Here is a 20,972-nt window from a genome sequence, read left to right on the forward strand (position 1 = left end):
AGGCACTGAATAACCGTCTCCTTCTCGACTCCAACCGCCATCGCGATAGAGTTTATGAGCGGGTTATTATCCGCCATCGAATCCAGCGTCCCAAGTTGATCGTCGTTTTCAAGCCATGCGCAGAGGCTTCTGACGGACACGTCGTTCCCGACCGCAATCCTGAGCATCCAGGACGACAGAATCTCATCATTAAGGTGGCCCGGATGCCATGGTAAGAGATTTGACACCTTCGTCACCCCCTTATCTGGCTGGCCGCGTACAACGCTACTTCGTACTGGTACGAATTATCGTTGTTCAGCACGAATTAGCGGTGTTTTTGACAGCCAGCCCCGTACTCTCCGCCTGCTCCTGCGCATGGTAGCTGCTCCGCACCAGCGGCCCGCTCTCCACATGCCTGAAACCCATCCCCACCGCCTCATGCTTCAGAAAAGCAAACTCCTCCGGCGTATAGTACCTCGCCATCGGCAGATGATCCCTGCTCGGCCGCAGATACTGCCCAATCGTCAGAATATCCACCTTCCGATCTGCCAGGTCGCGAAACACCGCCAGCAGCTCGTGCATCTCCTCGCCCATCCCCACAATAATGCCTGTTTTGGTTACAATCTGGTCGCCATCCCGGTCGTCGAACATCTCCGCAGCAAGCTCCTTCGCATGCTCTAAGAACCGCAACGACTTCTCATACCGCCCACCCGACTTTGCCACCCGGTAAAGCCGCGGCACCGTCTCAATGTTGTGGTTCAGAATCTCCGGCCTCGCCGCCACCACCATCCGCAGCGCCTCTTCGTTCCCCTGAAAGTCCGGCGTCAGCACCTCCACCCTGCACCCCGGAGCCTGCAACCGGATCTCATCAATCACGCTCACAAACGCCCGCGCCGCGGCCACATTATCGTCATCGCGATTCACGCTCGTAATCACCGCATGCGCCAGTCCAAGCTGCGCGACAGCATAAGCCACCCGCCGCGGCTCATCGAAATCGATCGGCTCCGGCTTCCCCTTCGGCACCGCGCAAAACCCGCACCGCCGCGTGCAAAGATTTCCCAGCATCATGAACGTCGCAGACTTCTGATTCCAGCACTCCCCAATATTCGGGCACTGCGCGCTCTCGCACACCGTATGCAGGTTCAGCTCCCGCGCCATCTTCTTCAGGTTATGAAAGGTCTCCCCCATCGGAGCCTTCGCCTTCAACCACGCCGGCTTTGGCGCAGGTTTGCGCGGCGTCAGATCAATCTGTATCAGCTCTGCATTCAATTGGGCCACCGGTGGAGTCATCCCATCCATTGTATCCAACCCGCCCAAACGAGCCGAAGACCCGCCTCCGCTAGCCAGCCTTAGCGCGTCGGTCTGTGCCGTTTCACATCTCTCAACAATGGACTACAAACAGCTCTCCCAAACAACATGAGCCAGCGAAACGCTGGATTCGCTGGCTCTTTCCGCATCGACAAAGTTGACATAGTCAAAGGCGATCACACCTACCCAGTCCTATAGGTTCAGCGTCACCTTAGCGTTATCGACTACTTTCGCCCATCTAGGATCTGTCGAGCCGCTCGAGGCGTATTCATCGTGCCAGTTCCACCACTTATACGGCGGCGTCTGCGGATAGCCCGCAGGCGAATCCTCCCACTCCTCCTGCCGTCCAAGCGCGGTCATGTCGAGATAGCTCCACACGTTGCCCATCGCCTCATCGCCACGGCTGTTGATGAAGTAAGTGCGGTATATCTTGTCGCCATCACGAATAAACGAATTATGGCCGTGCCACTGGTCCACACCGAAGTCCACGTCGAAGCTATCCGTGATGGTGTACCACGGCATCGTCCAATCCATCCGCTTCTTCAGGCGCTCAATGTCGGGCTGCGACGCACGCGAGGCGTAAGCCAGAGTCGTGTCACGCGCATTCAGATGCGACAGATGCGACACCTGATCGGCGCCCAGCGAGCAGCCGCGGCACGCATGATCGGGCCAGCCAAACACCCCCGGCTCGAAGAAAGCCCGATAGACGATCAACTGACGGCGCCCGTCAAACAAATCGAGCAGGCTCGCCTTCCCGTTCGGTCCGTCGAACTCATACTTGTTCTCCACCGCCATCCACGGCATCCGCCGGCGCTTGGCAGCCAACGCGTCGCGCTCGTGCGTCACCCGCTTCTCCTCGGCCAATAGACTCTCGCGAGCCGCCATCCACTCCTCTTGCGACACGACCTTCGCATTCTCAATCACGCTGGTTGCCATCTTGATCTCTCCTTTGATTTGAGTTCGAGACAATACCTCCTGCTCCATTTCCCCTTCCAAACAGCTTGGATGGAGTTGGTTCAGGATGGTTGTCCACAGCGTTCTTCACACCGAACTTCTTGATTGCGATCGCCGAAAGTCCGCCCGTAGAGGTGACACTGCCGGCGATCAGCACTGCGGTTGCGATGCACACTGGACACATGGGCTTCTCCTCCCTGCGGTGCGGCTGACTTACGCCGGCTGAGGTTCCTGCTGGAGAGCTGAGCGCTCGTCGGCGCTCGGGCCCCAGCTTGACGGCACAGGAACGTCGAGCAGGCGCAGGTAGACGCAGAACTGACCGCGGTGCTGGTACCAGTGGTTGAGCATGATATTGCGCAGGAAGACGACGCGCGGCATAGCTGCGATCTCCTGATCGCCGGCGACGATGCGCCAGGTTGCGTTCATCGCGGCGTCATCGAATCCCGGCAGAACCTCGCGCACAGTGGCCACGCTCTGGTCGAAGGTGTCGAGGACCTCCTGCACGCTTGCGGGCTGCGGGAATTGGAACTCTGGCGGCGGGATCTGATCCTTCTGAGCGCCGCGGACGACTCCTCCAGGCACGAAGGCGAGGTGATACGCCAGTTGCCCAGCGGTCAAGGACCTGGAGTGAGGCTTCCAGGTGAGCTTGTTGTCAGGAAGGCGCTCGAGGAATCTCCGCGTGACAGGAACCTGATCTTCAAATTCTGCCAGTAAGGATTGTGCGAGCATGCGGTTCTCCTTTCGGGTTTGTGTCCTTAAGACGGATTGGGATTTGAATTGGCCTAGTCCCGGGTAGGGACGCTAGAGCTGCCTCTGCCTCGAGCTGCTATTTGCGAGAGGCCTCGGCATGCCTGCGAACACGCTCATGCATTGAGTTCCAGCCCTTCGGCATCCCTGCCTTGTGTTCCTCAGTCAGCAGTCCGAGCGCCGTGTGCCGGAAGACGATCAACGTTCCTCCATCGACCTCCTTCAGCCGGTACTGGACGTTGTTGACCATCGGGAACGATGCAAACAACGGACCTGCGAACTCCAGCAGCGTAGGCCGCTTGATCGCCTGCACATTGGCCCAGAAGTGCCCATTGCCGTCGCCCAGGTCGCGATACCACCTTCCACCCGGCCACGGTTCGATCTTCATGTTCATCGATTTGCCATCCTCGGTCTCGTTGCCGGGCCCCAGCTGCTCGAGCAGCGCGGCAAAGGTTACGTCCAACGGCGCCTTAACGTGGATCTCCTGATTAAGCGTAAAGGTTAGGTTTTCAAGGGTCTGTTCTGGGGCAATCATCGTCTCTCCTTTGGGTCTGAAGGATTGAAATCCGGGGAATTGAAATCTGCTGAGCTCTGGCGGACCGTTGCTTCCGCCAGCTCCTTCACACGAAGCAACTGGTGCTGCCAGTAACGCTCGAACGTTCCGGCCCACTCGTGCAGAGGGCGTATCGCCTCCGCATTGGTCCGGTACAGCTTTCGGCGCCCCTGGCACCGCATCCGAACCAGCCCCACGTCGTGCAGCACGCGCAGGTGCTTGGAGATCGAAGGCTGCGGAAGGCCCAGCGCTGCCACAATCTCGCCGACCGGCCGCTCGGCTCCGGCAAGATAGCTCAAAATCTCCCGCCGGCGGGGCTCAGCAACCGCGTTGAACGTATCCGAAGTGGTGGTCGCTCTTGCCATGGCAAAACATTACATACCCATATAGGAATATGTCAAGCGGTTTTGCCTTTGACTTCCGCACAAGGCTGACAACTAGAGCAAAGTAGCCGCTGGCGTAGAGTCTGCCGTGTCCTTTGGTTGTCATTTCCGAATGGAATCTGCGGTTGCCTTCCTCCACACCAACAGCAAATCCGCTTCAACCAGTGGCAAGGGAGCCCTCTTCTCTAGCCTCATCCGAAGGATGATGGACCGGATGACCTCGCCAGTCGCGGAACCATGACTCCTCACCCCGGTACACACAAAGTAATGACCCGGAAGTCGTAGACGTAACTAAAGAAAGAGCATCAACAGATTACGAACAGGGGATATGCTCGCCTCAAGGACTCTTACGACCCCATGCGCCGTCTTCGACCGGCCGCGCAAAGCCGAGAAATACGGAGGATCCACCTCGATGACGCGAACCTCAATCATGCGGACGATAACGCGAACGAAGACCATCTCTCTCTCGGGATTGCTTGGCTTGGCCCTGGCTTTCTCCTCGACGGGCCGCGCCGCTGCGCAGATACAGACCGCACCGCAGATACAGCCCGCCCAATCAGCCCCCCAGCCCGCCTCGCCAGTGCAGCCCACAGACGCATCCCAGCCTACAGACGCGTCCCAGCCCACAGCCGGGCAAGGGCAGACCAGTCAGCCCCTCGATGACAACAAAGTCACATCGTTTCCAGCCATCTCGCAACCCGCCGCACCCATCGTTGCGAAGGATAAAAAAGGAAAGCAGGAGTACACCGGACCGACGACACTGGTGGAGCTGCCGCCCACGCCGATGCTCGACGCAGAAGGCAAGCAGCAGCAGGACCCCGAAGGCAAGCTGATGTTCAACCCGCCCATCCGGCAACAGCGCGACAAAAAAGGACACCCGCTCTTCGACGCTGAGAACAAGCCCGTGATGCAGACCAAAAACGAACTCGGATACGACGAGAACGGCAAGAAGCTGCACGCCCCGAAAGAAAAGCCGCCAAAGACCGTCTCAGTCTCCATCAGCCGCGGCACCCTCACCGTCGACGGAATGACCGGCAAGGCCGCTCTCAACTACGAGATCAAGGACCTCAAATACATCTACGTCTACGTCCCCGGTGTCGGCACCACGATCATCTCAAACGATCCCTTCCCCGGCGCCGTCGAACAGAAGAGAGCCTTCGACGACAAGACGCTCACCGTAACCGTCGGCGATCACGTCCTGCAGTTAGCCTCCGACAATCGTCTTCTGGGCAAGGCCCCGGAGTCTGCCTACGTCCTCGTCGACAGAAGTTTTTCCGTGCCGACCAAATTCCCGGTGGTCGGTTACGGACCCATCCGTGTAGCTCCTTATGCATGGCCCGGCTCAAAGGAGAACGAGGTCTTGACCGGCGCAGTTGAGGCCCCTCCCCTGCCTGCTGATCTGCGCCCAACTCCGCTTCTGCAGCCTTGCCCTGCAGGCCAGATGCGAACGGCCGGCCCTGCCGTGCTCCCTGGGCAAACCGCCGCGCCGCGCCCCTGTGTCCCCATCGCCTCGGTCCAAACGAACGCGACCTACGCCAACCAGGCAGCTCTACCCATGAGAAACGCAAGCAAATAATCGAAGCAAACAACCCGGACAGAGAGCGAGGCGAGCAAGATAAGAAGTGAAGGGCCGGAAAACCTGCGCCCCCGACCGAAGGGAGGACCCACGCCCCGAACCCGCCAAGACCGGTACACAAGTCACGAAGTGACCGCCCTCCGCGCAGGAGGCCCGTCCGGCAGGACCAAAAATAAATCCGAAAAAGCTGGCGTATCTTTCAACCCCCAAAAACACGCGGCGAAACACCACACTCCCACCAGCAATCCACCACAAACTCACCACCAAAACACCACACCCAAAACCAGCTTTTTTCCAAAACCCCCTCAAAAACACCAGCAAAACAGCAAAACCATCACCCGCCACCACCCCGCAATTTTTTTCTCTCCTCATGCGCTTTTTTCGTCGCGCAGTAGATCACCCGCTCCACCTCCGCGACCACTCCCCCCGCATCGTCCTTCACCTCCACCAAAAATTTCACATCCGCCCGCCCCTCCCCCTCGAGCAGCGCCCAAACCTCAGCCAGCCGCTCCGCCGTCAACCGAAACTCCGCGCGAACCCGCCCCAATCCAGGCTTTTTGTAACGTATCGAAGCCGCCTTATCCCAGACCACAAACTCCGGTCCAAGATTCGTAGCCAGCATAATCATGTAAAACGGATCAGTCAGCGCGAACAGCGACCCGCCAAACTGCACCCCCACATAGTTGCGATTCCACGGCCGCAGCGGCATCTCCACGTCAATCGCGCGCAGATCCTTATCCAGCCGCGTCACCTTGATGCCCGTCCCAAACAACGGCGGCCACCAACCGATATGGCGCAACCACCAACTCATCGCAACCGATCCCGCACTTCCGTCCTCACCAGATAAAGAAAGAACACCAGCGCAAACAATCCCTGCACCAGGAACGGCCCAGCGTGCGTCTTCTCAAACACAAACAGATTGCCGAGGCAAAGCGTCAAACATCCACCCAACACCAGCGCCCATCCCCATCGCCGCAGCCGCAGCAGCCCAAACACTCCCGCCGCCAGCAGCGTGCACAGCGCCAGCACACCATACTTTCCCGGTCCTGCACCAAACTTCCCGTTCAACGCAGCGAACGCGTTCACCATCGTCAACACCAGCATGAACAGCGCGATCCCCGCCACACCCGGCAACATCCCATGCGCCCGCGCTTCGAGCTTTTTTATCTCATCCGGATCACTCATAAAGTATGCAGATACGCCAGCAAATCATCGAGATCCTGCGGATCCAGCGTATTCCCTTGAGCAGGCATCAGATTGCGTCCATGCACAATCGTCTGCGTCACGCGCTCATCATTTGCGGGCGCGCCACTCGACAAATACGGCTTCTTGAACATCCCAATCAGCGCCGGCCCATGCAACGGCGCATCCTTGCGGTCGTAGTGGCACTGGGCACAATGCGCCTCATACACCCCATGTCCATGCATCTGCTGCGCATTCAAATCCGCCAGTGGAGTGGGCGGCGCTATAGACTTACATCCAACAAGAACCCCCGCCAAAAACATCAGAGACAAAGCCCGAATCATCCTCTAATTCTCTCATCCATCTCGCGAAATCAGTTCTCTGCCGCAATCGCTGCCACAATCTTGTCCATCACATCGCGGTCCGCATGCGTCTGCGGCAGATGGTTCCCCACCATGATCGAAAAGATCACCGTTCGCCCGCTCGCACACTCGACGTACCCACTAAGTGCACGCGCCTCTCCCAGCGTCCCGGTCTTCGCAAACACCTTCCCCTTCAGCGGAGACTTCGCAAACCGCCCCTCCAGCGACCCATCCACTCCACCCACCGGCAGGCTGCTCTTCCAATCTGCAAACCACGTCTGCCCGCTCGCATACTGCAGCAAACGCGCCGTCGCCCGCGGCGTCACCAAATCATGCCCACTCAACCCAGACCCATCGAGGAAGACAAAATCATCCTTATCAATCCCTGCATTCACCAGAAATTGCCGCACCACCCGCGCCCCTTGCGCAATCGTCCCATCTCTCCCCCTCGCCAAGCCAAGCTGGCGAAGCAACAACTCTGCATGCAGGTTTTGGCTCGTCTTATTCGTCACTACGACATCCTCAGCAAGCGCATGGGACACATGACTCGCAAGTGTTCTCTCTTCACCCGTAACAGCAGCCTCAAACGCCGCATCATCCGCCGGTTCAATCCTCTGCTGCGGCGACCCCCCCTTCGTCGCAGCATCCTCAATCGCGCCCGACTCTTTCCAGAAACTCTCCGTATCCATCAACACTCGATGCCGAGCCCTCGCCTCGCCTGTCACATGAACTCCGCGAGCGTCCAGCATTCCCTTCAGCGCCAGCGCCGCATACTGTGCCGGATCCTCAATCGCAATCTCCTCCACATCCGGCTGCCCATGCAATCCGATCGCTCCATAGATTCGCAACACCTTCGATCCCGGCGCCCGCTCCATCTGCACCGTGCTCCCACTCTTCACCGCTCCCGTCGTCCCTGCAACATCCAGCGTGTAATAAGTCATTGCCGGATCGAACACCACACTCGCGGGCGCGCCCACCGCGTCTCCCGGCGTTATCGTCACCTTGATCTGGTTATCGTTGACCGACAGAGCCGACACTGGCGCACCATACCCCCAAACCGCATCGTCGATCGCCCAGTCCTGTGCATAAGGCTCCCACGGAAACACCGTGTCGTCCCCAATCACATCGCCCTGCACACTCTTCAATCCAGTCGCGGCCACCTGATCCGCCATCTCCTCCAGATATCGCAACGGAGCAAAGCCGGAGTCCTCTGCTGCAGCCTTCTCTCCGGGCACCGGCGCAACATAGGGCAACACGCGGCCCGACAGATTCGCATCCCCGTTTCCAACCAGCACCAGATGTCCCGTCAGCTTCCCGCCATCGTCAAAGACACCCCGCGCCAGAACCTTCGTCTGGTAGGTCGCCTTTGCTCCCAGCAGGGCCATCGCTGCCGCAGTAGTAAACAACTTCGCATTACTAGCCGGCTGAAAAAGCTGACCGTCATTCAGCGCGTAAATCGGCGCCCCATCGATTCCCACCACCGCGATGCCCCAGTGATCTCGCGCCACTACAGGCTCCTCCAACAAGCCGGCAATCGCCTGCGCCAGAGACGTGCAAGGCCCGCTTCGACCAGCCTTCAACACAACCGACGCGTCGCATCCAACGCCCTGCGTCTGCGCCAAAAGCGTCTGCGCGCACACCGCAACTCCCAGCAAACAACATGGACCCCATCCGGAAAGCCTCATCATCCGCGCAGTCTAGCATCCTGTTTAAAGATCACGTCCTGCCGGACGAGCTCCCTGCGCGGGAGGCGGTCACTTCGTGACTTGTTTACCTTTGTATTGATGAATCAATCTGTAGTAGTCCTCCCGTTGGTCGGGCACAGGCTGATTCCGACCAGCGGGAGGACCCAAGCCAACCATCCTGCCAAGACCGGTACACGGGTCACGAAGTGACCGCCCCACGCGCAGTGGGCCCGTCCGGCAGGACAAAGCTAAAATCCAACCATGCCTTTCACCCCCCGCACCCAACACGACTGGCACCTCCGCACCCGCACTTTGCAACTGGGCCAGAGAACCATCGTCATGGGCATCCTCAACATCACACCCGACTCCTTCTCCGACGGTGGCTACTTCTACTCTCCCCACCACGCCCCCGAGCGAGCCCTCGCCCAGGCCCTCAAGCTCCTCGAAGAGGACGCCACCATTCTCGACCTCGGCGGCGAATCCACCCGTCCCAACGCGACACCTCTCACCACAGACGAAGAACAATCCCGCATCCTCCCCGTCCTCGAATCCATCCTCAAAGAAAAACCCGGCACCATCCTCTCCATCGACACCTTCCACGCCACCACCGCGCGCCGCGCCCTCGAAGCCGGAGCCGAGATCATCAACGACGTCAGTGGCCACCTCTGGGACCCCGACATGTCCAAAACCTGCGCCCAGTCAGGCTGCGGAGCCATCCTCATGCACACGCGGGGCCGCCCTCAGGACTGGTCAACCCTCCCTCCACTAGCACCCGAAGCAGTCTTACCCCTGATCCTCACCGACCTAGCCGAGCGCCTCGAAGCCGCCACCGCCGCCGGCATCCAACGCAACAAAATCGTCGTCGACCCAGGCTTCGGCTTTGGCAAGCGCCTCGACGAAAACTACCCGCTCCTCGCACACTTTGCCCAACTCCAGCAGTTCCACCTGCCGATCCTCGCCGGCGTCTCCCGCAAAGGCTTCCTCGCCCACACCCTCACCCAAAGCCCTAGCCTATCCGTTCTTCTCGAAGGAGCAACTCCCTCGATGGACGACCGTCTGCACGCCACCACCGCCGCCAACGTAGCCGCTATCCTCGCCGGAGCCCACATCCTCCGCACCCACGACGTTCGCCCCACCGTCGAAGCTGCCGCCATCGCCGACCAGATCCTCAAAGCGATCTGAGAAACGGTGTCCTGCCGGACGGGCCTCCTACGCGGAGGGCGGGCGTTCCCACGCCTTTCTAAAGCTTCGCGCGGTCCTCCCGTTGGTCGGAATCATCTTCCTTCGCGACCAACGGGAGCGCCACGCAAAGCGGTAAACAAGTCACGAAGTGAGCGCCCCACGCGCAGTGGGCCCGTCCGGCAGGACAAGCGCCTCTAGACCGGATTTCCCGCCGAATCCGTGCTCCAGCTCTCCGTCTGAAACGCAATAAACACAGCCGTCCAGGCCCCCTTCGACGGCAGATTAATAAACAGCGCCCCATCCTGCCAAACGCCATTATCCCCACTGAAACCACCGCCGCTGCCGCCCACAGGATTCCCCTGATTCATATGAATATCGTGAATCCCATCCACCTTCCCCGAATCGGCAAACGCGCTCCCAAACGCATAGATCACGCCGTCCTTATCCGCGATCGTCATATTCAGCAGCGTCACCACAGCGTTTTCGAGTGCCTTCGCCCGCGCCCGCTGCACCATCTGCTCCTCTGCGCTCCCACCCTTCGCCTGCGCCTTCAGTTGCGGCAGCAGAGTCATCTGCGCTTTCGTAATCATCGGCCCGCCATTCACGGTACTCCGGACAAAATCCAGTGCCAGCCCACCCGCCTCACTCTTCAGCGCCGTCATTCCCATCGGCAGCGTGGTCACTCCCGCCAAATCCGGCGGCGTAAAGTCTTCAACAATGTCGTACAACACCTCCGAACCATCCACCGACTGAATATTCACCGCCACCGTAAATGGCCCACCCGGAGCCTGCATCGTGATCTGGTAGTGCGTGCTCGCGCCCGTAACCACCTTCCCCGCCGTCGGTTTTCCCGCCAGCACACTGTAGTTCGTAATCGGCATACCTATTCCTCAACCTTTCGAAAACAAAACGCATCACGGACACGATCTCACACACCCGCCTCGTCTTCTACGTCTTCCTCCTCGTCATCTTCATCGTCCTCTTCCTCCTCTGCGGCGTCGTCATCTTCTTCCTCAAGCTCCTCATCACTCCCATTTCCTGGTGTCGCCGCAGCCGCAGCCACACTGCTGACCGAGTTATCAAACATCGCCGTCGCATCCGGCCCAATCGTGCGCAAGATCTCATCAAATCCATAGTTCCTGATAGCGTCTGCCATCTCATCTCTCCTGTTTCCACAAAAATTTAGCGGCCCGCTACGGCCGGTATCTCCAACCTGCCCCGTTGGATGCTGATTGATCCCCCATAGCCAACCTTCCCATTTTCCAGAGCTTTCTTCTTCCACCCGCGGTATCCTCAGGGGAGAAGGAAATACGAATATGCTCGCAGCCCTGCTTGCCCTCGCCGCCGCCAATCTGATCTGCCTCATCCTCCTTCTGCTCCGTAAGCAACCGGTGCCCGCAACGGACGCACGCCTCGCCCAGCTGCCCGACCAGCTGACCCGCCTCGACGCGAGAAACGAGGCGCTCGATCGTCACCTCCGCAGCGAACTCGCCCAGTTGCGCTCCGGTGCCGCCGACGAGGCCCGCCGTACCCGCGAAGCAGCCGCAGCAGACTTCACCAGCCTGCGCACCGAGATCACCGCCACCATCGCCGAACTCAGCGGACTTCTCCAGAACGGCCTCAACGCCTTTCGCAGCGACAACAAGACCTCAGACGAAGTCCTCCGTACCGCCGTTCAGCAGAACCTCGACGCCATCGCGCAGCGCCTCACCTACTTCATCGGCGAGGTCAACCGCAATCAGATGGAAGCCCGCGAAGCCCTGCACAGTCGCCTCAACGAGCTCTCCGGCGAAGCTAACGACCAACAGGAAAAGCTCCGCTTTACCGTCGAAGACCGCCTTACGAAACTCAACGACGCTAATACCGCCAAGCTCGAGGAGATGCGCGTCACCGTCGACGAAAAGCTGCACGCCACGCTCCAGACCCGGCTCACCGAATCCTTCGGCCAGGTCACCACGCACCTCGGCGAAGTCCAGAAGGGCCTCGGCGAGATGAAGGAGCTAGCCACTGGCGTAGGTGATCTCAAACGGGTTCTCTCCAACGTCAAATCACGCGGCGTCGTCGGCGAGTTCCAGCTCGGCCAGCAGCTCGAGCAGATGTTCTCCCCCGAGCAGTACATCAAAAACGCCCGCATCAAACCCGGAACCCTCGAGTCCGTCGAATACGCCCTCAAGTTCCCCTCCGGCGAAGGCCAGACCGGCCCCGACAGCTACACCCTCCTCGCCATCGACGCCAAGTTTCCCAAAGAGGACTGGGAGCGCCTCGAACACGCCTACGAGACAGGCGAAGGCATTGAGGTAGCCGGAAAGGCCTTCGAGCGTGGCATCCGCGCCGAAGGCAAACGCATCTGCGACAAATACATCGACCCACCCACCACCATGCCGCACGCCATCATGTTCCTACCCACCGAGAACCTCTACGCCGAGGTTGTCCGCCGCCCCGGCCTCCAATCCGAGATACAGTCCAGCTGCCGCGTCACCATCGCCGGGCCCTCCACCTTCATGGCCATCCTTACCAGCTTCCAGATGGGCTTTCACACTCTCGCCATTCAGAAGAAGGGCGACGAGGTCTGGCGCGTCCTCTCCAGCGCCAAAAAGGAGTTCGAGACCTACGGCGGCCTCATGCAGAAGGTCGAAGACCAAGTCGGCACCGTTCAGAACACCATTCAAAAGCTCGGCGTCCGCACGCGGGCTATTAACAAGGCCCTCAAAAACGTCTCCTCGATCGACCCCGGCGTCCCCATATCCAACCTCATCGGCTTTGACGAGCTCTCGGGCGTCGCCCCGTTGCTCGCAGCATCGGGCGAGGAAGACTGAAAAGATCCTCTTGCCCACTCTCCCCGGCCGCCCGCTGTTGCTTTACACTCACTGAGGCGCTCAGTATGCTTGAGGTTGGCCGTGTCGACCTTGAGCGACAAAACATCCAGGCTTCAGATTCCAGACGTAAACAGGAGAACGAAATGGCAGCAGTAGACGAGAAGGTAAAGCAGATTATTGTCGAGCAGCTTCAAGTGGATGAAGCAGAAGTCACCCCGGGCGCAAGCTTTCAGGAAGATCTCGGTGCAGACTCCCTCGACGTCGTCGAGCTCGTCATGCAGTTTGAAGAAGCATTCGACATCCAGATCCCCGACGAGGATGCCGAGAAGATCAAGACCGTCAAAGACGCCGTCGACTATATCGAAAAGAACCAGAAGGCCAAGTAAACAATGGAGCATCGTCGCGTAGTTGTCACCGGCCTCGGCCTGATCTGCGGGGTCGGCAAAACCGCCCCTGAGGTTTGGGAAGGCCTCATGGCCGGACGAAGCGGTATGGCCGAGATCAAGGCATTCGATCTCACAGGTCATCCAGTCCGCTTCGCTGCAGAGGTTAAGGACTTCGATCCTCTCCTCTTCGTCGAAAAGAAAGAATCCCGCAAGATGGGCCGCTTCATTCACTTCGCCCTGGCCGCAGCAGCCGAGGCGATGGCCCACTCCGGCCTCAAGATCACCGAAGAGAATCGCGATCAGGTCGGCGTTCACATCGGCTCCGGCATCGGTGGCTTCGACGTCATCGAGCGCGAACACTCCAACCTGCTCTCCGGCGGCCCGCGCAAGGTCTCGCCGTTCTTCATCCCGGGCTCCATCATCAATCTCGCCGCCGGCCACGTCTCCATCAAGTACGGCGCACGCGGACCTAACGAAGCCACTGCGACCGCCTGCACCACCTCAGCGCACTCCATCGGCGACGCCTTCCGCATCATTCAGCGTGGCGATGCCGACGCCATGATCGCCGGCGGCACCGAAGCCTCCATCACGCCTCTGGGTGTGGCAGGATTCGCCGCCATGCGCGCCCTCTCTACCCGCAACGACGACCCCGAGCACGCCAGCCGCCCCTTCGACAAGGATCGCGACGGCTTCGTAGTCGGCGAAGGCGCAGGCATCCTCATCCTCGAAGAGCTCGAGTTCGCCAAGGCTCGCGGCGCGAACATCCTCGCCGAAGTCATAGGCTACGGCCTCTCCGCCGACGCCTTCCACATGACCGGCATGGCTCCCGAAGGCGAAGGCTGCTACCGCTCCATGCAGCACGCGCTCAAAGTCGCCGGCATCTCGCCCGACCAGATCGACTACGTCAACGCCCACGCCACCTCGACGCCCCTCGGCGACGCCCTCGAATCGAAGGCCATCGAAAACGTCTTCGGCGAACGCGCGATCGACGGCAAGCTCCTGGTCAGCTCTACAAAATCCATGACCGGCCACCTTCTCGGCGGCGCCGGCGGCCTCGAAGCCGGCATCACCATCCTAGCCATGCAGCACCAGATCGCGCCCCCCACGATGAACATCGTCGAACTCGATCCCCAGTGCCGCCTCAACTACGTCCCCAACAAACCTCTGCCCGCCAAGATCGACTACGCCCTCTCGAACTCCTTCGGCTTCGGCGGCACCAACGGCTCCCTCGTCTTCAAACGCTGGACCGAATAATCTCTCACCAGAATCACTACTGAGGTCCGGCGAAAAGTCGGGCCTCTTCGCTTCTCTCGCCCCTCAGACAATCGTCATCCTGAGCGCAGCGAAGGATCCCTGTATTTGCAGTTGCCTCTCCCTCGTCTCCCATCCAAACAAAGTCATCTCGACCGAAGCGCTTCACGGTTTCATCGTGAAGCGCGCAGTGGAGAGACCCCCGCATTTCGCTTCCAAAGCCAAACCCCAAAGCATCCTCAGCCCACCCGCTTCCAGTGAGATAAATAAACGAAACCTTCCGCATCTTCTCCTCGTCAACACACTCGTCGCTCAAGTTACAAAAAAGTAGTCGGAGACCCGTTCATGAAGTTTCGCCTCACCCTCTGCCTCTTCGCCGCAACCCTCACCACGCAAGCCGAAGTCTCCCTCCCCAAAATCTTCTCCAGCCACATGGTCCTCCAGCGCGACATGCCCATCCACATCTGGGGCAGCGCCACACCCGGCGAATCCATCACCGCCACTTTCCACGACCTCACCAATACCGCTACCACCGACGCCACCGGCCGCTGGAGCCTCTATCTCCCCCCGCAGCCCGCCGGCGGCCCCTACACCCTCACAGTCCGCGGCTCCAACACCATCACCTACGACGACATCCTCCTCGGCGATCTCTGGTTCGCCTCCGGCCAGTCCAACATGGAGATGCCTCTCTCCGGTTTCGACCCCCACACTCAAATCCAAAACGCCGAAAAAGAGATCGCAGCCGCCAGCTATCCCAACATCCGTCTCCTCCGAATCGAAAAAGACTCCGCTGACTACCCCGCCGAAGATGTCAAAGCCACCACCGGCTGGTCTCCATGCACCCCCGAATCTGCAAAAACCTTCTCCGCCGTCGCCTACTTTTTCGGTCGCGATCTGCAAAAGGCCCTTGCCGACAAGCAGCAACACATTCCCATCGGCCTCATCGACTCCACCTGGGGAGGAACCCTCGCCGAGGCGTGGACCAGCCTCGACACCCTCGGCTCCAACGCCTCCCTCCTGCCCGTCTTCGCGGCCCGCGCCGAAAAAATGAACCACGAGACCACCGAGATCCGCCAGGACGCACTCGACAAAGCGAACCGCGAACAAGGTAAGCCGGTCGCCATCCGTTGGCATCCCGACCCCGACTCCTGGCGTCCGGCCGGCCTCTACAACGCGATGGTCGCTCCCTTCACTCCGTTACCGATCAAAGGCGTCATCTGGTATCAAGGCGAAGCCAACTCCGTCCTCAACACCGTCGACCTCTACGACAAACTCCTCCCCGCACTCATCCAGGACTGGCGTCAGCACTGGGCCCAGGGCAACCTCCCCTTCCTCTACGTCCAGATCTCCGCCTACGCCAGCACCCCACAGGAAAACTGGGGAGAACTCCGCGACGCCCAGCGAAAGGCCCTCTCCCTCGTCAACACCGGCATGGCCGTCACCATCGACATCGGCAACGAGTACGACGTTCACCCCGCCAACAAGCAGACCGTAGGCGAGCGCCTCTCGCTCCTCGCCCGCCGCCTCGTCTACAACGAAGACCTCGCAGCCTCCGGTCCGCTCTTCCGCCTCGCCTACCCCGACAAAGGAGCCATGCACGTCTGGTTCGACAACGCCGCCGGCCTCCACACCAAAAACGGCGCACTCGAGGGCTTCGAGGTCGCCGGCTCCGACCGCGTCTTCCTCCGCGCCAACGCCCACATCGATCACGAAGCGAGTGGCGACACAGTCATCGTCGCCAGCCCTGCCATCCCCAACCCGCAGTACGTCCGCTACGCCTGGCCCAACTTTCCCCAGGCCAACCTCTACAACGGCGCGAACCTCCCCGCCTCCACCTTCACCTCACTCCAGCTGTCCGCGCAACCTTAGCCGCTGATCGCCGCCGACACCACACTCAAAATGAAGATCAGCACCCACCAACCCACCACCACCGCCGCAGCCTTCCCACGGCTCACCTTCGCCACAATCGAGGTCCCAATCACCAGCAGAATCAAATTCCAGATCCCGATCACATCAAAAAAACTCAACGCGGTCTTCAGCCACGGCGCCGCATCCGGCATAAAGTAAGCCGGGTTCGTCCCCACCGCATTTTTGATATTGAAACTTTCCGCACTGCTCCCAAAAATAACCGTCACCATCGTCAGCAACCCACTCAACAGCCGCGGCAGCGACGCGTACATCCACACGCAGAACATCTGCGCAAACGTCGTCTTCGCCCCCAGCCCGAAATTAAAGCTCGCCCAGTTAATCAGCGCCCCAATCGCCGAGATGAGCAGAATAATCACCGGCGTCGCATACGACACATACTTATACCCCTTCGACATGCTCTGCATCCTGCCCGCACGCTCATCCGCCGTCAGGCTCTGCATCTGCTCCTCCTGCTTCGGACTATCCAGAATCACGTTCTCTACCACACGACCGAAGCCCACCTGCTTATCGATCGTGAACGTGACACCAAGCGACACAACCACCGCCAGCAGAAACGGCAGCCACCAACTCGTGCTCCGAAGAATATCCGTGAACGTCTTCGACGGAGCGACAAACGTATCCACCACCCGCTCCACCTGGCTCAACCCCGGTTGTCCCGGCTGCGCCTCCACCGCCACAACGTCGCTCATAAAGCCTCCTCGCGCAAATTCTTCGACCAGCGCAGCAAATTAACGCTCAAGAATGTCTCCGCATTCTAGCCCACCTCGCCATGCCGCCCAACAGAATCGAAAAAACACCCAAAAAACCAACGCCCTCCAGAGCGAATGACGCTCTGGGGAATGACGCTTTATAGGTAGACATCTCTTACCCAGAGGGTGATACAGTTCCGCTGTACTTTGGATTGGTGCGCGCTATGAAGTGTAAGGCTGTGTTCCTCCTCTCTAGCCGGTCGCAGCCTCGACCCGTCTCCTGCACGATATTCCTCCTTGCCTTGATGTCTCTCTTCGGCGCGACTGCAGGCTGCGGAGGCAACTCCTCGGGCGGAAAATCGCCTGGAAACGAAACCCCTCCGGCCAATCTGGTCTATCCCCAAACCACCATCGCCGCTACCATCGGCCAGGCCATCGCCAACAACACTCCAACCGTCACCGGCACAGTAACCTCCTACTCCGTCAGCCCGACACTTCCTCCGGGCCTCAGCCTCAACGCGACAACCGGCACCCTCTCCGGCACCCCCACCTCCGCCACTCCACAGGCGACCTACACCATCACCGCAACAAACTCCGCAGGTTCGACGACCGCGACCGTATCCATCGTCGTAAACCCTCCGCCGCCGACAAACCTTGTCTACCCACAGACCACCATCGCTGCGACTGTCGGCCAGTCCATCGCCACTGACACTCCTACCGTCACCGGAACCGTAACCAGCTTCACCGTTAGCCCTGCACTTCCCGCTGGCCTCAGCCTCAACGCATCGACCGGAGCAATCTCCGGAACCCCCACCGCCGTCACCGCACAAGCGACCTACACAATCACGGCAGCGAACTCCGCAGGCTCGACGACCGCGACCCTGAAGATCGCCGTGAACCCCGCTCCGCCGACCAATCTCGTCTACCCGCAACCTACCATCGCCGCAACAGTCGGCCAGGCCATTACCACTGACACTCCCACCGTCACAGGAACAGCAACCAGCTTCACCGTCAGCCCCACACTCCCTGCTGGCCTCAGCCTCAACGCAACAACCGGAGCAATCTCCGGCACCCCCACCTCCCACACCGCACAGGCCACCTACACCATCACCGCAGCAAACTCCGCAGGCTCGACCATCGCAACCGTACAGATCGCCGTGAACCCCCCTCCGCCAACAAACCTGGTCTACCCTCAGACCACCATCGCCGCGACCGTCGGCCAGGCCATCACCACGGATACTCCCACCGTCACCGGAACCGTAACCAGCTACACCATCAGCCCCGCACTTCCCGCTGGCCTCAGCCTCGACGCGACGACTGGAGCAATCTCCGGCACCCCCACCTCCGTCATCACGCAGGCGACCTACACCATCACCGCAGCAAACTCCGCAGGCTCGACCACCGCCACCGTACAGATCGCCGTGAACCCTCCCCCGCCAACCAACCTGGTCTATCCACAGACCACCATCGTTGCGACCGTCGGCCAGTCCATTCCCACGGATACTCCCACCGTCACAGGAACCGCAACCAGCTACACCGTCAGCCCCGCACTCCCCGCTGGCCTCAGCCTCAACGCGACGACCGGCGCGATCTCCGGCCCCCCCACCTCCGCCACTCCACAGGCGACCTACACCGTCACCGCAGCAAACTCCACTGGCTCAACCACCGCCACCGTACAGATCGTCGTGAACCTTGCCCCGCCAACAAATCTTGTCTATCCCCAAACCACCATAGCTGCCACCGTCACCCGAACCATTCCCACCGATACACCCACCGTCACCGGCACTGTAACCACATACACCGTCAGCCCCGCGCTCCCCGCTGGCCTCAGCCTCGACGCATCGACCGGAGCAGTCTCCGGCACCCCCACCTCAATCACATCACAAGCTACCTACACCGTCACCGCGACAAACTCCGCAGGCTCCACGACCGCAAACCTTACGATCACGGTCGCCAGCTTCAGCGCCTTCACTCTGCTCGATCTCGGCCACGCCAACTCGCTTGCCGTCATGCGGCTTCAACCCACCCGCCTCTTCAGTCAGGACACCAGCGGTCATTGGGCGCTCTGGGATTACACCGCCACAACCGAGCTCGCCAGCGGCGACCCCGCCACCCTTGGCCTCATCTCCCCCTATCCAGCCGACATGGCAGGCTCCGTCCTCGCCATCGGCACCGCAAACGCGGTCGAAATCCGCTCCAACACGGATGGAAGCCTCATCACAACTCTCACCTCGCCCAGCCTCGACCCCGTCCCCTTCGCCGCCGCCTGGTGGAAGCTCTCCGCCGACGGCACCTACATCGCCTCAGGCTATGCTTCCGGCCTCTCCGTCTGGAGCACCACCGACGGACATCTTCTCTTCTCCCGCACCGGCGACTACTCCAGGGCAAGAGCCTTCGCGGCCGCCGGACAGCTTCAAATCGGCCTCGGCCCCGCCGGCAATAACGTCATCGAAACCGACTCCGTTCCCTCCGGAACCTCCTCCACCGGTCCTGCCTTCACCGCCAACTTCAACTCATGGTTCACCGACGGCAGCCACTTTTTCACCAACACCCCCAACCTCAGCCCGCCCAACACCCCCCCGGTCTATGACGTCTACACCTACTCAGCGGCCACAGTTCAACAAGGCATGCTCTCCCTCGGCTACCTGAACTTCACCGGTTACGCCAACTGGTTCTGGACCTACCCCGTCAACGTCCTCAGCGTCTACCCCATCGGCGCCACCACTCCCACCGCCACCTACACCCTCAGCGCCGACACCGCCGTCATTCCCTCCGGGTCCACCCTCGGCGTGCTTCCCTACGGAACCCCCGCCGCCTCTACCATCGATATCTCCGGCACCACTCCCACCCTCAGCACCGCCGTCAACCTTCCCGTAGCCTACGAGTCCGCCTTCGCCGCACTCTCTCCCGCACAATGGGCCGTCGGCAATCAGCACGGTGTCGTCCTCGACGGCCCCAGCGCCACCACCACACCGCGCTTCTTCGGATACGGCAACGCCTTCAGCATCGCCGGAGCACCCGGCCACGCAACCATCGCCACCGCCATCGGTAAAATCCTCGACTACGATCCCGCCTCCCAAACCATCCTCAGCACCATCAACTTCACCAGCTCAAAGCTTGCCCTCTCCACCGACGGAACCGTCCTCGCCGCCAAAGCCAGCGACATCGACTCGCAATACGAACCCGACCGCACCCTCAACATCTACTCACTCCCCGCCGGCACCGTCACCAGCACCTTCCCTTATCAACTCAACGACCAGTCCCCCGCAACACCCTTCCTCTTTGACTACTCTCTCTCCAGCTCAGGCACCGCACTCGGCCAGTATCTGGGCACCTACAACGGGCTGTACTTCGACTACACCCGCCAGGTCACACCCATCCCCGGCTCCCCCATCGTCTGGTCCGATAACCCACCCTCCGGCGTCTACGACGGCACCACGCCCATCCTGCTCTCCCCCGATGGAACCCTCGTCGCCGTCTCCACCGGCGACTACTCCTCCACCTCAACCACCAGCATCTACAAAAACGGTGTCCTCGCCGCCACGGTCAATGGCTTCGCCGTCGGCTGGATCGACAACAATCGTGTCCTGGTCAACACCTTCGGCCCGCTGGGGACCCACGTCTACCCACCCTATCTCGGAGCCGTCATCTACGACGCCACCGGCACCCAGCTCACCACCCTTACCGCACTCCCGCAGCTCCCACCCGCCGGCCAGAGCCTGCCCTTATCCACCACCGCCTTCTTCCCCGTCGACTCCAACTCCATCTACTCCCCCTACACCTACACCATCTACTCCCTGACCACCGGCGCCGCAATCTGGACCGAAACCCTCCCGCATCCCGGAACCACGACCGTACCCTACATCGGCGCCTCAGCCGTCTCCGGCAATTACATCGTCTTCACCTCCGGCGCCCACATCCTAGTCGACCTCCCCTGACCGCCGCCCGCCCCAAATCTCGCCGTCCGCTCTATATCTCAATCTGAGATGC

At 60.6% G+C, this 20,972-nt stretch carries 20 protein-coding genes; 8 read left to right on the plus strand and 12 right to left on the minus strand.

The window, feature by feature from the left end:
* Nucleotides 1–294 precede the first annotated feature (294 nt).
* On the minus strand, nt 295–1,269 hold the full coding sequence (gene lipA / locus HDF12_RS00945) for a lipoyl synthase (RefSeq protein WP_179580494.1): 975 nt from the start codon (nt 1,267–1,269) through the stop codon (nt 295–297).
* A gap of 210 nt (nt 1,270–1,479) precedes the next feature.
* Complete coding sequence (locus HDF12_RS00950) at nt 1,480–2,223, minus strand: DUF899 domain-containing protein (protein ID WP_179580496.1); 744 nt, start codon at nt 2,221–2,223, stop codon at nt 1,480–1,482.
* Nucleotides 2,224–2,312: 89 nt separating this feature from the next.
* On the opposite strand from HDF12_RS00950, the gene HDF12_RS00955 reads away from it, so the two are divergent.
* Nucleotides 2,313–2,453, plus strand: coding sequence for a hypothetical protein (locus HDF12_RS00955; protein ID WP_179580498.1), 141 nt, complete (start codon nt 2,313–2,315; stop codon nt 2,451–2,453).
* Nucleotide 2,454: 1 nt separating this feature from the next.
* On the opposite strand, the gene HDF12_RS00960 is transcribed toward HDF12_RS00955, so the two are convergent.
* The 3 genes from HDF12_RS00960 to HDF12_RS00970 all read right to left on the minus strand — a co-directional run bounded on the left by HDF12_RS00960 (nt 2,455) and on the right by HDF12_RS00970 (nt 3,906).
* Nucleotides 2,455–2,970: a DinB family protein gene (locus HDF12_RS00960; RefSeq protein WP_179580500.1), complete on the minus strand. Its 516-nt coding sequence runs from the start codon at nt 2,968–2,970 to the stop codon at nt 2,455–2,457.
* A gap of 97 nt (nt 2,971–3,067) precedes the next feature.
* A complete protein-coding gene (locus HDF12_RS00965) occupies nt 3,068–3,523 on the minus strand; it encodes an SRPBCC family protein (protein ID WP_179580502.1) in 456 nt (151 codons plus the stop codon).
* Nucleotides 3,520–3,906, minus strand: a complete 387-nt coding sequence (locus HDF12_RS00970) for an ArsR/SmtB family transcription factor (RefSeq protein ID WP_179580504.1) — start codon at nt 3,904–3,906, stop codon at nt 3,520–3,522. Before HDF12_RS00970 ends, HDF12_RS00965 begins: the two co-directional genes overlap by 4 nt.
* A 430-nt stretch (nt 3,907–4,336) precedes the next feature.
* On the opposite strand from HDF12_RS00970, the gene HDF12_RS00975 reads away from it, so the two are divergent.
* Entirely contained in the window at nt 4,337–5,500 is a 1,164-nt protein-coding gene (locus tag HDF12_RS00975) for a hypothetical protein (protein ID WP_179580506.1), read from the plus strand.
* Between the two features lie 334 nt (nt 5,501–5,834).
* On the opposite strand, the gene HDF12_RS00980 is transcribed toward HDF12_RS00975, so the two are convergent.
* The 4 genes from HDF12_RS00980 to dacB are packed head-to-tail and all read right to left on the minus strand — an operon-like array spanning nt 5,835 to nt 8,732.
* Nucleotides 5,835–6,311, minus strand: a complete 477-nt coding sequence (locus HDF12_RS00980) for a DUF4442 domain-containing protein (RefSeq protein ID WP_179580508.1) — start codon at nt 6,309–6,311, stop codon at nt 5,835–5,837.
* The gene (locus HDF12_RS00985; RefSeq protein ID WP_179580510.1) at nt 6,308–6,685 is read right to left on the minus strand and encodes a hypothetical protein; all 378 of its coding nucleotides are present in this window, start codon (nt 6,683–6,685) and stop codon (nt 6,308–6,310) included. The genes HDF12_RS00980 and HDF12_RS00985 overlap by 4 nt, the downstream gene beginning before the upstream one ends.
* Nucleotides 6,682–7,026, minus strand: a complete 345-nt coding sequence (locus HDF12_RS00990; RefSeq protein WP_179580512.1) for a c-type cytochrome — start codon at nt 7,024–7,026, stop codon at nt 6,682–6,684. Before HDF12_RS00990 ends, HDF12_RS00985 begins: the two co-directional genes overlap by 4 nt.
* A gap of 29 nt (nt 7,027–7,055) precedes the next feature.
* On the minus strand, nt 7,056–8,732 hold the full coding sequence (dacB, locus tag HDF12_RS00995) for a D-alanyl-D-alanine carboxypeptidase/D-alanyl-D-alanine endopeptidase (RefSeq protein ID WP_179580514.1): 1,677 nt from the start codon (nt 8,730–8,732) through the stop codon (nt 7,056–7,058).
* Between the two features lie 258 nt (nt 8,733–8,990).
* On the opposite strand from dacB, the gene folP reads away from it, so the two are divergent.
* On the plus strand, nt 8,991–9,911 hold the full coding sequence (gene folP / locus HDF12_RS01000; RefSeq protein ID WP_257025291.1) for a dihydropteroate synthase: 921 nt from the start codon (nt 8,991–8,993) through the stop codon (nt 9,909–9,911).
* Nucleotides 9,912–10,105: 194 nt separating this feature from the next.
* Here folP and HDF12_RS01005 read toward each other — a convergent pair whose 3' ends face one another.
* Together HDF12_RS01005 and HDF12_RS01010 are read right to left on the minus strand one after the other, a co-directional pair.
* Nucleotides 10,106–10,792 (minus strand): YukJ family protein, encoded by a 687-nt coding sequence (locus tag HDF12_RS01005; RefSeq protein ID WP_179580516.1) that lies wholly within the window; start codon nt 10,790–10,792, stop codon nt 10,106–10,108.
* A 47-nt stretch (nt 10,793–10,839) separates the two neighbouring features.
* The gene (locus tag HDF12_RS01010) at nt 10,840–11,067 is read right to left on the minus strand and encodes a hypothetical protein (protein ID WP_179580518.1); all 228 of its coding nucleotides are present in this window, start codon (nt 11,065–11,067) and stop codon (nt 10,840–10,842) included.
* Nucleotides 11,068–11,227: 160 nt separating this feature from the next.
* Here HDF12_RS01010 and HDF12_RS01015 point away from each other — a divergent pair, with 160 nt between their 5' ends.
* From HDF12_RS01015 to HDF12_RS01030, 4 genes are all read left to right on the plus strand, one after another.
* Nucleotides 11,228–12,727, plus strand: coding sequence for a DNA recombination protein RmuC (locus HDF12_RS01015; protein ID WP_179580520.1), 1,500 nt, complete (start codon nt 11,228–11,230; stop codon nt 12,725–12,727).
* A gap of 143 nt (nt 12,728–12,870) precedes the next feature.
* On the plus strand, nt 12,871–13,113 hold the full coding sequence (locus HDF12_RS01020) for an acyl carrier protein (RefSeq protein ID WP_179580522.1): 243 nt from the start codon (nt 12,871–12,873) through the stop codon (nt 13,111–13,113).
* A 3-nt stretch (nt 13,114–13,116) separates the two neighbouring features.
* Entirely contained in the window at nt 13,117–14,367 is a 1,251-nt protein-coding gene (gene fabF, locus HDF12_RS01025; RefSeq protein ID WP_179580524.1) for a beta-ketoacyl-ACP synthase II, read from the plus strand.
* A 342-nt stretch (nt 14,368–14,709) separates the two neighbouring features.
* Nucleotides 14,710–16,233: a sialate O-acetylesterase gene (locus HDF12_RS01030; RefSeq protein ID WP_179580526.1), complete on the plus strand. Its 1,524-nt coding sequence runs from the start codon at nt 14,710–14,712 to the stop codon at nt 16,231–16,233.
* Here the strand turns inward: HDF12_RS01030 and HDF12_RS01035 are convergent.
* Entirely contained in the window at nt 16,230–16,982 is a 753-nt protein-coding gene (locus tag HDF12_RS01035) for a YIP1 family protein (protein ID WP_179580528.1), read from the minus strand. The genes HDF12_RS01030 and HDF12_RS01035 overlap by 4 nt on opposite strands.
* A gap of 224 nt (nt 16,983–17,206) precedes the next feature.
* Between HDF12_RS01035 and HDF12_RS22620 the strand changes: the two genes are divergently transcribed.
* Nucleotides 17,207–20,920: a beta strand repeat-containing protein gene (locus HDF12_RS22620; RefSeq protein ID WP_179580529.1), complete on the plus strand. Its 3,714-nt coding sequence runs from the start codon at nt 17,207–17,209 to the stop codon at nt 20,918–20,920.
* Nucleotides 20,921–20,972 lie beyond the last annotated feature (52 nt).

Origin of the sequence: Tunturiibacter gelidiferens (assembly GCF_013410115.1) — a bacterium.
Taxonomy (GTDB): domain Bacteria; phylum Acidobacteriota; class Terriglobia; order Terriglobales; family Acidobacteriaceae; genus Edaphobacter; species Edaphobacter gelidiferens.

Excerpts from the sequence above, each read along its gene's own strand:
- HDF12_RS00985 (WP_179580510.1), bottom strand. The coding sequence starts at position 6,685 with ATGAGTGATCCGGATGAGATAAAAAAGCTCGAAGCGCGGGCGCATGGG.
- HDF12_RS00960 (WP_179580500.1), bottom strand. The coding sequence starts at position 2,970 with ATGCTCGCACAATCCTTACTGGCAGAATTTGAAGATCAGGTTCCTGTC.
- HDF12_RS00950 (WP_179580496.1), bottom strand. The coding sequence starts at position 2,223 with ATGGCAACCAGCGTGATTGAGAATGCGAAGGTCGTGTCGCAAGAGGAG.
- HDF12_RS01020 (WP_179580522.1), top strand. The coding sequence starts at position 12,871 with ATGGCAGCAGTAGACGAGAAGGTAAAGCAGATTATTGTCGAGCAGCTT.
- HDF12_RS01015 (WP_179580520.1), top strand. The coding sequence starts at position 11,228 with ATGCTCGCAGCCCTGCTTGCCCTCGCCGCCGCCAATCTGATCTGCCTC.
- HDF12_RS01005 (WP_179580516.1), bottom strand. The coding sequence starts at position 10,792 with ATGCCGATTACGAACTACAGTGTGCTGGCGGGAAAACCGACGGCGGGG.
- HDF12_RS00980 (WP_179580508.1), bottom strand. The coding sequence starts at position 6,311 with ATGAGTTGGTGGTTGCGCCATATCGGTTGGTGGCCGCCGTTGTTTGGG.
- dacB (WP_179580514.1), bottom strand. The coding sequence starts at position 8,732 with ATGATGAGGCTTTCCGGATGGGGTCCATGTTGTTTGCTGGGAGTTGCG.
- folP (WP_257025291.1), top strand. The coding sequence starts at position 8,991 with ATGCCTTTCACCCCCCGCACCCAACACGACTGGCACCTCCGCACCCGC.
- HDF12_RS00970 (WP_179580504.1), bottom strand. The coding sequence starts at position 3,906 with ATGGCAAGAGCGACCACCACTTCGGATACGTTCAACGCGGTTGCTGAG.
- HDF12_RS00965 (WP_179580502.1), bottom strand. The coding sequence starts at position 3,523 with ATGATTGCCCCAGAACAGACCCTTGAAAACCTAACCTTTACGCTTAAT.
- HDF12_RS22620 (WP_179580529.1), top strand. The coding sequence starts at position 17,207 with ATGAAGTGTAAGGCTGTGTTCCTCCTCTCTAGCCGGTCGCAGCCTCGA.
- fabF (WP_179580524.1), top strand. The coding sequence starts at position 13,117 with ATGGAGCATCGTCGCGTAGTTGTCACCGGCCTCGGCCTGATCTGCGGG.
- HDF12_RS01010 (WP_179580518.1), bottom strand. The coding sequence starts at position 11,067 with ATGGCAGACGCTATCAGGAACTATGGATTTGATGAGATCTTGCGCACG.
- lipA (WP_179580494.1), bottom strand. The coding sequence starts at position 1,269 with ATGACTCCACCGGTGGCCCAATTGAATGCAGAGCTGATACAGATTGAT.
- HDF12_RS00975 (WP_179580506.1), top strand. The coding sequence starts at position 4,337 with ATGACGCGAACCTCAATCATGCGGACGATAACGCGAACGAAGACCATC.
- HDF12_RS00990 (WP_179580512.1), bottom strand. The coding sequence starts at position 7,026 with ATGATTCGGGCTTTGTCTCTGATGTTTTTGGCGGGGGTTCTTGTTGGA.
- HDF12_RS01035 (WP_179580528.1), bottom strand. The coding sequence starts at position 16,982 with ATGAGCGACGTTGTGGCGGTGGAGGCGCAGCCGGGACAACCGGGGTTG.
- HDF12_RS01030 (WP_179580526.1), top strand. The coding sequence starts at position 14,710 with ATGAAGTTTCGCCTCACCCTCTGCCTCTTCGCCGCAACCCTCACCACG.